This window comes from Antrihabitans stalagmiti (assembly GCF_016482825.1).
GTDB classification, from domain to species: domain Bacteria; phylum Actinomycetota; class Actinomycetes; order Mycobacteriales; family Mycobacteriaceae; genus Antrihabitans; species Antrihabitans stalagmiti.
Genome location: NZ_JAEMNV010000006.1, coordinates 294,350 through 308,186, shown reverse-complemented (window position 1 = coordinate 308,186; position 13,837 = coordinate 294,350). Strand labels below are relative to the sequence as shown.

13 protein-coding genes and 1 pseudogene are annotated in these 13,837 nt (G+C 63.3%); 7 read left to right on the top strand and 7 right to left on the bottom strand.

The genetic code is table 11. The features are described from left to right. Positions 1–72: 72 nt before the first annotated feature. Genes JGU71_RS19865 through JGU71_RS19845 form a run of 5 tightly spaced genes read left to right on the top strand, consistent with a single transcriptional unit; the run spans position 73 to position 5,870 of the window. Positions 73–723 carry an ABC transporter permease gene (locus tag JGU71_RS19865; RefSeq protein WP_199706008.1) on the top strand — a complete coding sequence of 217 codons (651 nt, stop codon included), beginning with the start codon at positions 73–75 and terminating at the stop codon, positions 721–723. Continuing rightward, positions 716–1,924 (top strand): ABC transporter ATP-binding protein, encoded by a 1,209-nt coding sequence (locus JGU71_RS19860; protein ID WP_199706007.1) that lies wholly within the window; start codon positions 716–718, stop codon positions 1,922–1,924. Before JGU71_RS19865 ends, JGU71_RS19860 begins: the two co-directional genes overlap by 8 nt. A gap of 50 nt (positions 1,925–1,974) precedes the next feature. Then, the gene (locus JGU71_RS19855; protein ID WP_199706100.1) at positions 1,975–2,751 is read left to right on the top strand and encodes an ABC transporter permease; all 777 of its coding nucleotides are present in this window, start codon (positions 1,975–1,977) and stop codon (positions 2,749–2,751) included. Then, entirely contained in the window at positions 2,751–3,749 is a 999-nt protein-coding gene (locus JGU71_RS19850; RefSeq protein ID WP_199706006.1) for a glycine betaine ABC transporter substrate-binding protein, read from the top strand. Before JGU71_RS19855 ends, JGU71_RS19850 begins: the two co-directional genes overlap by 1 nt. Positions 3,750–3,791: 42 nt before the next feature. Further along, complete coding sequence (locus tag JGU71_RS19845; RefSeq protein WP_307829730.1) at positions 3,792–5,870, top strand: FUSC family protein; 2,079 nt, start codon at positions 3,792–3,794, stop codon at positions 5,868–5,870. Between the two features lie 14 nt (positions 5,871–5,884). On the opposite strand, the gene JGU71_RS19840 is transcribed toward JGU71_RS19845, so the two are convergent. Further along, complete coding sequence (locus JGU71_RS19840) at positions 5,885–7,084, bottom strand: sensor histidine kinase (protein ID WP_372433205.1); 1,200 nt, start codon at positions 7,082–7,084, stop codon at positions 5,885–5,887. 2 nt (positions 7,085–7,086) lie between these two features. Next, positions 7,087–7,707 (bottom strand): annotated as a pseudogene (locus JGU71_RS19835) (response regulator); the annotation flags it as partial. 236 nt (positions 7,708–7,943) lie between these two features. Between JGU71_RS19835 and JGU71_RS19830 the strand changes: the two are divergent. Then, positions 7,944–8,894 carry an alpha/beta hydrolase gene (locus JGU71_RS19830; RefSeq protein ID WP_199706004.1) on the top strand — a complete coding sequence of 317 codons (951 nt, stop codon included), beginning with the start codon at positions 7,944–7,946 and terminating at the stop codon, positions 8,892–8,894. 130 nt (positions 8,895–9,024) lie between these two features. Beyond that, the gene (locus JGU71_RS19825) at positions 9,025–9,327 is read left to right on the top strand and encodes a putative quinol monooxygenase (protein ID WP_199706003.1); all 303 of its coding nucleotides are present in this window, start codon (positions 9,025–9,027) and stop codon (positions 9,325–9,327) included. Here the strand turns inward: JGU71_RS19825 and JGU71_RS19820 are convergent. The 5 genes from JGU71_RS19820 to JGU71_RS19800 all read right to left on the bottom strand — a co-directional run bounded on the left by JGU71_RS19820 (position 9,324) and on the right by JGU71_RS19800 (position 13,792). Continuing rightward, the gene (locus tag JGU71_RS19820) at positions 9,324–9,764 is read right to left on the bottom strand and encodes a hypothetical protein (RefSeq protein ID WP_199706002.1); all 441 of its coding nucleotides are present in this window, start codon (positions 9,762–9,764) and stop codon (positions 9,324–9,326) included. The two genes, JGU71_RS19825 and JGU71_RS19820, sit on opposite strands and share 4 nt — an antisense overlap. 164 nt (positions 9,765–9,928) lie before the next feature. Next, positions 9,929–10,435, bottom strand: a complete 507-nt coding sequence (locus JGU71_RS19815) for a VOC family protein (RefSeq protein ID WP_199706001.1) — start codon at positions 10,433–10,435, stop codon at positions 9,929–9,931. 28 nt (positions 10,436–10,463) lie between these two features. Next, positions 10,464–11,513: an alpha/beta hydrolase gene (locus JGU71_RS19810; protein ID WP_199706000.1), complete on the bottom strand. Its 1,050-nt coding sequence runs from the start codon at positions 11,511–11,513 to the stop codon at positions 10,464–10,466. A 141-nt stretch (positions 11,514–11,654) separates the two neighbouring features. Further along, on the bottom strand, positions 11,655–12,401 hold the full coding sequence (locus JGU71_RS19805; RefSeq protein ID WP_199705999.1) for an SDR family oxidoreductase: 747 nt from the start codon (positions 12,399–12,401) through the stop codon (positions 11,655–11,657). Continuing rightward, a complete protein-coding gene (locus JGU71_RS19800) occupies positions 12,398–13,792 on the bottom strand; it encodes an MFS transporter (protein WP_199705998.1) in 1,395 nt (464 codons plus the stop codon). The genes JGU71_RS19805 and JGU71_RS19800 overlap by 4 nt, the downstream gene beginning before the upstream one ends. Between the last annotated feature and the right edge of the window lie 45 nt (positions 13,793–13,837).

The window sequence follows — 13,837 nt, the reverse complement described above, 5'->3', positions numbered from 1 at the left end:
TCCGGAAGGACTCACGAGGCGCGTAGCGCCCTCAGGTTTACGCCGTCTTGCGCATGGGTATACGCCGCCCCTATGGATGCCCTCTGGAATTTTGTCGTGAATCGGCGTCAGCAACTGTTGACCGATTCCTATCTACATGTTTCTGCGGTCGTCCAATCGGTCGTCATCGCGACGATCATTGCGGTCGCAATCGGGATTCTCGTGTACCGAAGCCCTATCGGGTCGGCCGTTGCGACCGCGGTGGCCAGCACGATCCTCACCATTCCGTCCTTCGCGCTGCTCGGCCTCCTGATCCCGTTTCTGGGACTTGGCGTGGCGCCCACGATCACCGCGCTCGTCCTGTACGCGCTGCTGCCGATCATTCGAAACACGATCATCGGCCTTGCGTCTGTGAACCCCGCCGTGACCGACGCGGCGCGTGGCGTGGGAATGAACCGCGTCGGAGTTTTGACGCGGATCGAACTGCCGTTGGCGTGGCCGTCCATTCTCACGGGTATGCGGGTGAGCACCCAGATGATCATGGGCATTCTGGCCATCGCCGCGTACGCGAAAGGCCCGGGCCTCGGCAACCTGATCTTCTCCGGACTGTCCCGCGTCGGTAGCCCGAATGCCGTGCCGCAGGCACTGGTCGGCACCGTCCTCATCGTCGTTCTTGCGTTGATTCTCGACGGGATCTACGTCCTCGTCGGCCGCTTCACAACATCTAGGGGTATCCGTGACTGACTCAGCCACAACGAAATCGACTGTCTCCGGGGTCGAGATAGTGCTCGAGTCCGTGACAAAGCGCTATGCAGGGCAGAAGGACGCCGCAGTCGACGACGTCTCACTGACGGTGCCCGCGGGCGAAACCGTTGTCTTCGTCGGCCCTTCGGGCTGCGGCAAGACGACAACGATGCGCATGATCAACCGCCTCATCGAACCTTCGTCGGGGAAGATCACCATCGACGGCAAGGACGCTTTGTCGATCGACCCCGACGAGTTGCGTCGCGGCATCGGCTACTCGATCCAGCAGGCCGGATTGTTCCCACACATGACGATCGCGAAAAACGTTGCGACAGTGCCCGGCCTGATCAAATGGGACAAGAAGCGCATCACCTCACGCGTCGACGAGATGCTGGACCTGGTCGGACTCGATCCCGGTACCTACCGCGACCGCTACCCGCGTCAACTCTCCGGCGGCCAGCAGCAACGGGTCGGCGTCGCACGGGCGCTCGCCGCCGATCCGCCGGTGCTGTTGATGGACGAGCCTTTCGGCGCGGTCGACCCCATTACCCGAGGACTACTGCAGGACGAGTTGATGCGCCTGCAAACCGAACTCGGGAAGACGATCGTCTTCGTCACCCATGATTTCAACGAAGCAGTCAAGCTCGGCGACCGAATTGCGGTGCTGGGCAACCAATCCAGCATCATGCAGTACGACACCCCCGAGGCGATCCTCGCCAATCCGGCCAACGACATGGTCGCTGGGTTCGTCGGCGCTGATGCTTCGCTGAAGCAGCTGACCCTCACTCGGGTGCGCGACGTCGAACTACTGCAGTGCCCAACGGTGACCGAAGACGATTCCGTCGACGAGTTGCGCCGACTTCTCGAAAGCCGTAAGCGCCAATGGGCTTTGGTCCTCGACTCCCGTAACCGGCCACTGCGCTGGGTATCCCCCGCGCACCTCGCGCACGCGACGACACTGCGCGGCGTCGGCCAGAACGTCGGCGAGATGGTCTCGACCCAGTCGACCCTGCAGGACGCCTTGGAGGCCCTGCTCGCCGAAAGCACAGCATCGACCTGCGTGACGGGACGGCGTGGCGAATACGCGGGACTGATCACGATCGACACCCTCGTCGGGCATCTGTCGTCGATGCGGGCAGAACATGCACACGACCACGACGCCGAAGACAGTGACACCAAAGACAGCGACGCACCGTCATGAGTGCACCGACTCGTACCGTCGACGACGACAACGCAGCCTCGCCGCCGGATATGGAGACCGCGCCCGACCTGAGCGGCAAAGAGAGGTCGGCCGCGAAACGTGCGGACCGTATTCGTCTGCTGGCCCAACCACTGCTGGTGGCGATTCTGGTTGCCGGGGTTCTGCTCTGGGCATTCAGTCGCGATCTCACCGCCACTCAGCAGGGCAGCATCAGCCTCTCGAATATCGCAACGCTGACGTGGCAGCACATATTGATCACGATCGCGGTCGTCCTGATCGTCGTCGTCATCGCGGTGCCACTCGGCACGTTGTTGACCCGACCCGGCTACACACGGCTGGCACCGTTTTTCGTCGGTATCGCGAACGTCGGTGCGGCAGCGCCTGCGATCGGATTGCTGGTGCTGTTCTATCTGGCGACGCGGACGACGGGGTTCTGGATCGGCGTGCTCCCCATCGCGTTCTACTCGTTGCTTCCGGTGCTGCGCAATACGATTCTCGGCTACCAGGAGGTCGATCGGACCCTGATCGATGCCGGCCGCGGCCAAGGCATGTCGCCGATGACGGTGCTGCGGCGCGTCGAGTTTCCGATGGCTGTGCCATACATTCTTGCCGGCCTGCGCACTTCGCTCGTGCTTGCGGTCGGCACCGCGACGCTCTGTTTTCTCGTCAGCGCGGGCGGTCTCGGAATTCTGATCGACACCGGCTACAAACTCCGTGACAACGTGACCCTCGTCGTCGGCGCGGTGCTCGCGGTTTCCCTTGCGCTGCTCATCGATTGGGTCGGCGCGCTCGCCGAACAGTTCCTCGGACCGAAGGGACTTCGCTGATGCGCCGGACGCACGATCGCCGTCTCCGTCGACGCCTCGCGGCCGTCGCGGTAACTGCAGGACTTGCCTTCGTCGCTTCCTGCGGACTGCAATCCGGCGGTGCCCTGCCACTCGAGGTCGGGCCGGGGAGCATCCAACCGGTTCCAGAACTCGAGGGTGTGAAAATCACCGTCGGATCGAAGGACTTCACCGAACAGATCACACTCGGCTACATCATCGAATTCGCTTTGGCCGCAGCAGGGGCCGACGTCCGCGACCTGACGAACATTCAGGGCTCCAACAGCACACGCGACGCGCAACTCAACGGGCAGATCGACCTGACCTACGAATACACGGGTACGGGTTGGATCAACTATCTCGGCAACGAGACACCCGTCCCGGGTTCCCAGGCTCAGTTCGAGGCCGTTCGGGATGCGGACTTGGCTGCCAACGGAATGGTCTGGGCGGTGCCCGCGCCGATGAACAACACCTACGCCATCGCCATGAACCGGCAGACCGCGGAGCAGACCGGCGTGAAGACCCTCTCGGATTACGCGAAGCTGATCAGCAGCGACCCGGATGCGGCGACGACCTGCGTCGAGACCGAGTTCAACGTCCGGCAGGACGGCTTTCCCGGTATGGCCGCGAAGTACGAGTTCGATGCAAACCGCGCCAAGCGGCAGATCCTGCAGACCGGGATCATCTACCAGGCGACCGCAGACGGTACCCAGTGCAAGTTCGGCGAGGTGTTCACCACGGACGGTCGCATCATCGCGCTGGATCTTGTTCTGCTGGAGGATGATCGGCAGTTCTTTCCCAAGTACAACCCAGCGTTGGTGATGAAGAAAGACTTCGCCGAAGCCCATCCGCAGGTCGCCGACGTGATGACGCCGATCTCTGCGCGACTTACCGACGAGGTGATGACCGAACTCAATCGCAAGGTTGATGTCGACGGCACCGAACCCGCCGACGTCGCACGCGACTGGCTCGTCTCGGAAGGTTTCGTGACGAAACCGTAGGACCGATCGCCCCGGGCGGGTCGCGTGCACGACAATCGACGAGTGGCTCATACGACGTTGGCCGGTGCGGTGCGCTTTCTCGTCGTGTCCGACCCGGGTCGTGTACGACTGCGGAGTGCAACCGCGACGACGCTGTCGGTCGTCATTGCAATGGCCACACTGCTGACCTTCACCCATCTCGTCGATCAGCCGATCACCGTTGCCATGCTCGGGACCGTCGTCGCGATGCAGTCGTCCGCGGCGGTCAAGGATCGGGACCAGCACAGCCGCGTCGTCACCACGTTGCTGTTGTTCTTTCCCGCGACAGGTGCGGTACTGACGGCGGCTTTGCTGTCGGATCTCGGTCCGTTTGCAGATGTCGGTTTCATCGTCGTGCTGTTCGCGGCCGTGTGGGTCCGACGCTACGGCCCTCGCGGCAATGCGCTCGGGATGGTCGCGTTCATCTCCTACTTCTTCGCCCTGTTCCTCGAGGCATCGCCCGAGCAGGTACCGATACTCGCCCTCGCCATCGGAATCGGGCTTCTTGCGACATTGTTCGTCCGGACCATCGTCCTTCCCGACCGACCGAAAGTGGAGGTTCGCCGGCTCGCGCAAGCGCTGCGCGCCGCGTCCATCTCGGTCCTCGAGGTGGCATCGGATCGCAGTGCTCGCGACATGGACACGCTGCGCCGCAGGCTGGACCGATTGGGCGAGACCGCACTGCAGATCGACGACTGGCTCGATAGGCACGACGCAGCCCAACTGCTGAGCGTCACCAACGAGGACTTGGCATTTCGAGTCTTCGACGCACAGATCGCGACGGAGCAACTCGTCAGCGCGCTGTGGGCACTCGATCCGGACAAGGCGTGGCCTGCGGGTCTCGGCAATGCGACAACCGCACTTGGATCCGTTCTGCAGCGCAACCCTTCCAACGACCAACTACGAGCGGCACGCAAACTGGCTGCCGCGGCGGCGGACAAGGCGGACCCGTCGACCACCGCGGGTATCGCGACGATCGTCGCCCAGCGAGCGCTGCAGGCGCACATCGCTATTCATCACATCACCACCAACGCGTTACAGCCGGACAGCATCGCCGATCCGCCACCGAAGCCTCCCGACGACGAGCACGAGGAGAAAGATCCGGGCCTCGACCCGAGTACGAAAGCAGCGATCCAGGTGGCCGTCGCGACAACCGCGGCAACCGTTCTCGGCGAATTGATCTCGCCGGACCGGTGGTACTGGGCAGTGCTGACAGCGTTCCTCGTCTTCACCGGCGCGTCGACGCGCGGCGAAATACTCACGCGCGCAGGGCATCGCATCGTCGGCACCATTCTCGGCGTGCTCGCAGGTGTGCTCCTGGCGGCACTTGTCGGCAACAACGCCGTGGTGCAGATCGTTGTTCTGCTCGTCTGCATCTTCTGTGCGTTCTACCTCGTGACGGTCGCCTATGCGTTGCTCACGTTCTTCGTCACTGTCATGTTGGCGATGCTCTACGGGCTGCTCGGCGACTTCAGCATCAGCGTCCTGGAACTACGAATAGCGGAGACGGCGGCAGGTGGAGCGGTCGGCATTGCAGCGGCGTATTTCATCTTCGCGACGGGAACGCGATCGACCCTCGTCGAGAAGGTCGACACCTATCTCGACCGTATGGAGGACGTCATCGACGCAGGTATCGCGTCCGTCGTCGCGCCGGGCGGCGATACCGAACTCGTAGCGGAGACAAGAAAACTCGACAACGCGCTGAAGGAAGTCCTCACCGCAGGCAAGCCGCTGGCTCTGGGTCCGACGTCACGCAGCCGACGCGGCGCGAAACGGTTGGTCCGAGTCCTGCAGGTCAGCAACAGGTCCGTGCACGCACTTGCTCGATCCGGCGTCAATGCCTCGCGCGCCGACAGCGACACCGCGCCGTCGGAGGTGACCTCGGCCGCGCTACGCGACGCTGCCGCGTACGTCCGCGGAACTGTCGAGACCGTTCGCAAAGTTGTCGCGGGTGAACCGGTGGAGACGCCGGAGAAAGTTACGGAGACAACGATCTTGGACGTTCTCCGAAGTTCGACCAAAGCAGCAGGGCCGGTTCGGGGTGCGGTCCGCTCACTGAGCACTCTCGAACGTGCGCTTGCCGAGGCTACGAATCGACTGTGACGGGTTCTCGTCGGTCAGAGGTCGGTGGCGTCGGTCGGCATGATTATGGAAATCGTTGTGCCACGGCCGATGTCGGAGTCCAGGTCGACGTCGCCGCCCATTGCGTCGATACGAACCAGCAGTGACGCCAACCCGATGTGCCCGTCGGCAACGCACCTGTCGAGCGTCGAGGTATCGAACCCCGTCCCGTCGTCGGTGACGGTGAGTGTGATCGCGTCGGGCGTTGCGGCGAGTCGCACTTCGACCAGCGTTGCTCGCGCATGTTTGTGCGCGTTCGCCAGCAACTCGCGGACGGCACGGTAGAGCAGCGACTGGGATTCCGGGCGACCGACCTCGGCCAACTCGGCGACGATCTCGAAGTCCACCCGTTCGGCGTACTGCCGAACGAGTTCTCTTGTCGCAGCGGTCAACCCGAGTTGCGCAAGCACCTGCGGATGCAACGCAGTGACCGTGGACCGCAACTGTTTTGCGGTCTCCTGTATCGCCGCATCGACAGCGTCGAGCGCAGGATCGGGACTACGCTCACGTACCTCTTCGAGGTCGAGTCGCGCTGCGAGGAGGTTCTGCAGCGGACCGTCGTGCAGGTGCTCGGCCAACTCCCGGTTGTGTCGCTCGTCCGCCTGCACCGACTCCGACACCAACCGTCGACGCACGTCGAGTAGGGCGGCTACCCGAGTCGAACGTCGTGCGAGCACAAGACACAGACCGGTCGTTGCGGCGGCGAGCCACAGGAGGAACCCGAAGTAGAGGTAGACGACGTTCGGCAGCCCGACCGTGTCGTCACGCTTCGAATAGACGATCCACACCGAGAGATATCCGACCGCGGTACCGATCCCGAGGAAGGCCGTCAGCTCGGGGCGATTCTGAAATGCGACGGATATCGGCAGCAGAAAGAACACCGGCAACAACAGCGACGTGGCGCCCCCGGAGCTCAGGCACAGCGCGAGGACGGCAAGCACGTCGATTCCCGTCGACACCCACCCGGCCCACGGCCGTACCGGTCCACGCAATACGACGATCAACCAGACCACCGCGGCGCCGGCGTAACAACCGAGCAGACCGCTGTAGACGGCAGGCAGCCACGGATCGACGTCTGCGATGGGTCCGAGTGCGACGATCAAGCCGATGAGCGGCACCCGAAGAATCGCCGAGATTCGGACCGATTCCGTCGCGAGGTACTCGACGATTCGATCGATGCGGGAACGACCGGTCATCATCACTCCAGCAGACCGCGACGCATCGCCTCCGCGACAGCCGACGCGCGATCCCCGACGCCGAGCTTCTCGTACAGGCGTTGCACGTGGGTTTTCACGGTCGACGGCGCGAGGAACAGTTCGCCAGCAATCGCTGGAATGCTGTGGCCGCGGGCGATCATGCCGAGCACTTCGCGTTCCCGTTTGCTCAACGCCGGTCCGGCGGGTTCGGTCCGCCGCTGGATTTCGCCGACGAGGCCGGCTGCGATTGCAGGTGACAACACCGAACGACCGTTGGCGCAGTCGAGTACGGCGTTGACGATCTCGGCACGCGTCGATTCCTTGGGTAGAAACCCGGCCGCGCCCTCCTGCAGCGCGTGGTAGACGATCGCCGACTCGTCGTGCGCAGACAGCAGCAGCACCCTCGTCGACAACTCGTCGCGACGCACCGCGGCGGCAACCTGGGCACCGTCGAGTCCGGGCATTCGATAGTCCAGCAGCGCGACCTGCGGTGCATGTTCCTTGATCAACGCGAAGGCGGCTATTCCGTCGTCGGCCTCGGCAACGACGTCGACCTGACCGCTCGACACGAGTGCGCGGACCACGCCGTCGCGAAACAGCGGATGGTCGTCGCCGACGACAACTCACACCTTGTCGGTCATGTTCGTCTCGACCCCTTCGGCGCTGTTCGTCGAACCGGAATACAGCGGATCATCTGCACCTCCAAAGCTTTTCACGCCGACGGTGGGACGTCTCCGATTCGCCGATACCTCACCCTCGAGTAGAGGTTGAAAGATCTCGGTGGAGTCGCTGATTTGTGACCAGCCTGTTACTCTGCCTGGGATCAATCCGATCGGGGACTGAGGCAAGGAATCTATTGATGGCGATACGTCGCGCTCTTATTTCAGGGGTCGTCTCAATTTTGGCGGCGGTATCCCTGGTCAGTTTCACCAGCACTGGCGTCGCGCAAGCCGACTCGCAGGTCGTCTATGTGCACTCTGCATCGATGAACAAAGACATTCCGGTCAAGATCCTCCGGGCTGCAGGCGACGGACCCGCTCCGACCCTGTATCTGCTCGACGGTCTGCGCGCACCGGACAACGACAACGGCTGGCTGATCAACACCGACGTCGAAAACTTCTTCGCAGGCAAGCGCGTCAACGTGGTCATCCCGTTCGGCGGCGGCGGCACGTTCTACTCCGACTGGGAGCGCCCCGACCCGAAGCTCGGCGTCGTCCGGTGGGAGACGTTCCTGACGAAGGAACTCCCCGCTGTGATGGCTGCAAGCTACGGCAGCGACGGCGTCAACAACGCAATCGCCGGATTGTCGATGAGCGGCACGTCCGCATTGAACCTCGCAACCCATCGCCCCGACCTATACAAGGCTGTGGCGTCGTTCAGCGGCTACCCGACAGCGAGCAGCCCCGGCTTCGCACAGGGCATTCAGGTTTCGGTCGCCCAGATGGGCGGCAATCCGCTGAACATGTGGGGCCTGTGGCCGTCCGGCAGCTGGCTCCGCAACGACCCGCTGCTCAACGTCGGCGCGCTTCGCGGCAAGGCTGTCTACATCTCCTCCGGCGCCGGTTCGCCGACGAGCGATCCGACCGTCAACCCCGCAAGCTCGAAGTTCGACGCGGTGAAGTTCGCACAGATGGTGCCGCTGGAAACCGCAGCAGGTCTGAGCAGCCAGCTCTTCGTTCCCGCGCTCCGGGCAGTCGGCGTCAACCCGACCGTCCGCATCACGGCCGAAGGCACGCACTGGTGGAACTACTGGCAGGACCGCCTGCACGAAGCTTGGTTCAGCACGATCGGACCGGCACTCGGCGCCTGACCCGCACATTCGATTCCACGCAGCGGTCCCGGAGATTCGTTCTCCGGGGCCGTTCTGCGTTTGTGGTGCAAGAGTGGGGTAGACCGAAGTCAGCACTCCCCACGAATCCCCACACCAAAGGTGACCGAACTTGAGCAATCTGAATGTTGTCGCGATCATCGAAGCCAAGCCCGATGGCGTCGAGGCCGTACGTTCCGCTTTGTCGACGCTTGTCGTCGCGACCAGGGCCGAGGAAGGCTGCGTCTCCTACGAACTGTCCGAGTCGCTGGCGTCGCCAGGCACCTTCGTCGTCGTCGAGGTGTGGCGTAGCCAAGCCGATCTCGCCGAGCATGCCGAATCTGCACATATGAAGGCCGCGTTCGCTGCGGTCGGCGAGCTGCTCGCGTCAGCGCCGGCGATACATCCGCTGCGTCCTGTCGATGTTTCCGGCTAGTCCAGCTGGCCGATGCAGTAACCCTCGTTATCCGAGCCCGCACCGATCGGGCCGAGGATGAAGTTGCGCGTCTCCGTGCGCTCGTAACCGGCGACGGCCACAGTCACGACGCGGTACTCGTGATTGCGCGCCTCGAACACGCGGATGCTCGCGGGGTCGTAGGACCTGATGTCGAGCACGGTGTCCTGCTCGGCGGCGAACGGCGCACCGTTCGGCAATACGATCCCCGCCGGACTCCACTCGCGATCCTGCGCGCAGACATAGGGATAGTCGGCGACCTCCGTCCCGTACAGACGGTGGTCGAGGTAGTTCGAGACGACCCACGCTGGATCGCCACCGTTGGTCGGCGCTGCGCCTGCGGGACCTGCGGCAAGGATCAGCGCCGCGGCGGCCAGAAGAGTCGACGTGAGTGCGTGTCCGACGCGAATGGTACGCATGACGGCTGGTCCTTCCAACAGGTCAGGATGTGTCGTACCAAGGGTCTCTCGCGCTTACGGCAACGCGATAGTGCCCATGGGGTGGTCGATTTCCCACCCCCCGAACACAAACAAGGCCGGATGGCGTCGTCCCATCCGGCCTTGTTTTGCTATCTCGTCGTTGTCTACAGAACGTGGCTGCCGTACATCTCACCGAGTGGGTCGGCGATCAACTCGATCCGCGCACCATCCGGATCTCGGAAGTACAGAGACACACCGCTGTGTTCGGCGAGTTCTACATCGGCGGCAATCAGCTTCTCGCGAAGTCGTTCCCACCGTGTCGGCTCGACACTGATCGCCAGGTGATGCAACCCGCCGAGGACCTCTTGGTACGGCCCCTGATCGAGTCCAGGGAAGTCGAAGAAGGCCAGCAGGTTGCTGTTGCCGATGTCGAAGAAGAAGTGCGACGAACCTGGATAGTCGCGGTTCTCGATCAACTCGGTCAACGGAAATTCGAGAATGTCCTGATAGAAGCGAACGGTCGCTTCGACGTCGGTGCTGATCAGCGCGGTGTGGTGCAGTCCGCGCGCCGACGACGGCGGTCGCTGGTCCGCGGGCTTCAGGTGCCGCGCGCGAACCTGCTCACGCTGCTCTTCGAACTTCTTGGACCGTTCCTGCTCCGCCGGCGTCATTTGTGTTTCTCCTCGTACGGACGTGCGTTTATGCAATACCGAGCGGACCGGCGAGCACCGGCCAGGAATCCTTGAGATCGTCTTCCCAGTAGCCCCACGAGTGCGTTCCGGTCGACCGGAAGTTGTAGTGCGCGGGGATCTGCAGTTCGTTCAGGCGGTTCATGAGATTGTGCGTGCAGAAGTTGGTCGCCGCCTCGATTGCACCGCCGATGATGATCTGGTTCGCAAGTCCTTCGACGCCGGGAAGCGAGTGCGGGTCACCGAGATTGTCGTGGATCCCTGGGATGCCGGAACCCGTCGAGATGTACATGCTGAGACCACGCAGTTCCGCCGCGCGCAGATAGGGATCGTTCTCCCGCCACAGCGGGTCGTCCGGTGCGCCGTACATGTTCTCGACCTTGCCGCCACCCCACCACACGGTGATGCCGACTGCTCGCTGGCCGACCGGATCGCTCGTCTGTGCGCAACCGCTGTAGGCCGCGGCGCTTTGGTACAGGCCCGGCGCCGCAATCGGCAGGTTGAGGACGGTTGTGCCCGAGGTGGACAGTCCTGCGATGCCGTTCTTGCCGCTGGTTCCGAGTGCGGCATCGATCAGCGGAGGGAGCTCCTTGGTGAGGAACGTCTTCCACTTGTTGTTTCCGAGCACCGGATCGATGTTCTTCCAGTCCGTGTAGTAGCTCCACGCGCCACCGACGGGCGAGACGACGTTGATGTCCTTGTCTTCGAGGAACTTCAACGCATCGGTTCGGAGCTTCCACTGCGCGGTTCCTTCACCACCGTCGGCACCGTTGAGCAGGTACAGAACCGGGCGGGGCTGGCTGGTGTCGCGCGGACGTTGCACCTGCACCGGAACGTCCTTGTTCATGGACGTCGCATGGACGGTGATGATCAGCGAGCGGGAATCCTCGACCTCGACGGATTTGATGTAGGTACCGTCGGGTGCAGTGACGCGAGAGAAAACGTCACCGTTGGCAATGATGGGGTCAGCCCCGGCCGGACCCGCCGCAACGAGCGGAGCCGCGACGAGCGCTCCTGCGATGACGGAGATCTTCGTCGCGAGCCAGGCTGATCGGCGCATTGGTCTCCCAGGTTGTCGGTACACGAATGAGTGACACCCTAACCTTGTCGAGTTGGCATCTCGCACCGTTACGTCCTCGACGAGGCAGCCGAACACGTTGCGATAGTCAAACGAATTGGTCACGGTCGGCCGCCTGCTGCATCAGTGCGCTGACCAGCCACCGTCCATCGTGTACGACGCGCCGGTGACCATGCCTGCGTCTGCGCCGGCCAACCAGCCGACCAACGACGCCACTTCGTCCGGCTCGACGAGGCGCTTGATCGCACTGTCGGTCAGGAGTACCCGCTCGACGACCTCGTCCTCCGAAATGCCGTGTATCCGAGCTTGATCGGCGATCTGGTTCTCGACGAGCGGTGTTCGCACGTAGCCCGGGTTGACGCAGTTGCTCGTCACGCCACGCGCGCCACCTTCGAGGGCCGTCACCTTCGACAGTCCTTCCAGCGCATGTTTCGCGGTCACGTAGGCGACCTTGTTCTCCGACGCTCGCAGACCGTGGACCGACGAGATGTTCACGACCCGACCGAAACCCCGCTCGTACATCCGCGGCAACGCGGCCCGCACGAGCAGAAACGGAGCTTCGACCATGAGAGTGATGATCTTGCGAAACGCTGCCGGGTCGAAATCGACTATCGGAGAGACGGTTTGGATGCCCGCGTTGTTGACGAGGATGTCGGTGTCGAGGTCGAGGTCCTCCAGCGCGCCGACGTCGAAGAGGTCGATCGGCCACGCCTCTCCCCCGATGTCGACGGCGACGGACTTGGCACCGATCTCGTCGACGTCAGCGACCCTGACGTACGCGCCGCGGGCCGCAAGACTTCGTGCGCACGCAGCGCCGATTCCGCTTGCCCCGCCGGTGACCACGGCGGTCCGGCCGCTGAGGTCGGTCACCGCAGGCCGACCTTCGCAAGTTCCTGCTCGCTGGCGATCGCCTTTGCGTCGGCGATGTCGAGCGACTCCAGCGACAGACCCTTCGTTTCCCGCGAGACCACGACGGCGACCGCGGTGATGGCCGCAGCACCGGCGAGGTACCACGCGATGGGGACCGACGAGTTGTACTTGTCCAGCAGACGAACGGCGATGATCGGGGCGAGCGATCCGGCGACGATCGAGGTGACCTGATAGCCGAGCGACACTCCGGAGTACCGCATCCGCGTCGGAAACATCTCGGCCATGATCGCCGGCTGCGTCGCGTACATAAACGCGTGGAACACAAGTCCGATGATGATCGCGAGCATGATGACGAAGTTGTGGCCGCTGTTCATCATCGGGAAGGCGAAGAATCCCCAGGTGCCCGCGGTCAGTGCGCCCGCCAGATACACCGGTCGTCGTCCGACGCGATCCGACAATCGTCCAACCAGCGGAATCACCGCAAAGTGCACGGCGTGTGCGGCGAGCATCCACCACAGAATCGTCTTGGTGTCCGTTCCGACTTCGACCTTGAGGTAGGTGATGGTGAACGTCACGACGAGGTAGTACATGACGTTCTCACCGAATCGCAGACCCATCGCGGTGAAGACACCACGCGGGTACCGCTTGATGACCTCGACAACGCCGTAGGAAGCTGCCTTGATCTGCGCCGCCTGCTGCTGTGCCTCGACGAAGATCGGCGCGTCGGTGACCTTGGTGCGGATGTAGTAGCCGACGAACACGATCACTGCGGACAGCCAGAATGCGATGCGCCAACCCCAGCTGAGGAAGTCTTCGTCCGACAGAGTGGACGTCAGGGCAAGGAGAACGAGGGTCGCCAACAGGTTGCCTGCGGGAACACCGGCTTGCGGCCAGCTCGCCCAGAATCCTCTGCTCTTGTTCGGACTGTGCTCGGCAACGAGTAGTACCGCACCTCCCCACTCACCACCGACTGCGAAGCCCTGGATGAAGCGCAGCGTCACAAGCAGCGCCGGCGCCCAGTACCCGATCTGGTTGAACGTCGGCAGGCAGCCCATCAGGAACGTTGCGCTGCCGACCAAGATCAGGCTGAGCTGGAGGAGCTTCTTGCGGCCGTATTTGTCGCCGAAGTGACCGAAGACGATTCCGCCGATCGGCCGTGCCGCGAAACCGACCGCGTAGGTGACGAACGCGGCGAGAATGGCGTCGAGCTCGCTGGTGTCTTCGGAGAAGAACACCTTGCTGAAGACCAGCGTTGCTGCCGTGCCGTAGAGGAAAAATTCGTACCATTCGACGACGGTGCCCGCCATCGACGCCGCGACGACCTTTTTCAGGCCTTTCGGCGTATCCGGGTTGTTCTTGCCGTCCCCGCGGACGGGCGCATCGACTGACATCGTTGTTCTCCTCTGTGACGGTGCTCGCCATCGTGCGCAGATGTG

Bases quoted from the DNA above. Each gene is read 5' to 3' on its own strand.
- JGU71_RS19865 (WP_199706008.1), top strand. From the start codon at position 73: ATGGATGCCCTCTGGAATTTTGTCGTGAATCGGCGTCAGCAACTGTTG.
- JGU71_RS19855 (WP_199706100.1), top strand. From the start codon at position 1,975: ATGGAGACCGCGCCCGACCTGAGCGGCAAAGAGAGGTCGGCCGCGAAA.
- JGU71_RS19850 (WP_199706006.1), top strand. From the start codon at position 2,751: ATGCGCCGGACGCACGATCGCCGTCTCCGTCGACGCCTCGCGGCCGTC.
- JGU71_RS19840 (WP_372433205.1), bottom strand. From the start codon at position 7,084: ATGACCGGTCGTTCCCGCATCGATCGAATCGTCGAGTACCTCGCGACG.
- JGU71_RS19830 (WP_199706004.1), top strand. From the start codon at position 7,944: ATGGCGATACGTCGCGCTCTTATTTCAGGGGTCGTCTCAATTTTGGCG.
- JGU71_RS19820 (WP_199706002.1), bottom strand. From the start codon at position 9,764: ATGCGTACCATTCGCGTCGGACACGCACTCACGTCGACTCTTCTGGCC.
- JGU71_RS19815 (WP_199706001.1), bottom strand. From the start codon at position 10,435: ATGACGCCGGCGGAGCAGGAACGGTCCAAGAAGTTCGAAGAGCAGCGT.
- JGU71_RS19810 (WP_199706000.1), bottom strand. From the start codon at position 11,513: ATGCGCCGATCAGCCTGGCTCGCGACGAAGATCTCCGTCATCGCAGGA.
- JGU71_RS19800 (WP_199705998.1), bottom strand. From the start codon at position 13,792: ATGTCAGTCGATGCGCCCGTCCGCGGGGACGGCAAGAACAACCCGGAT.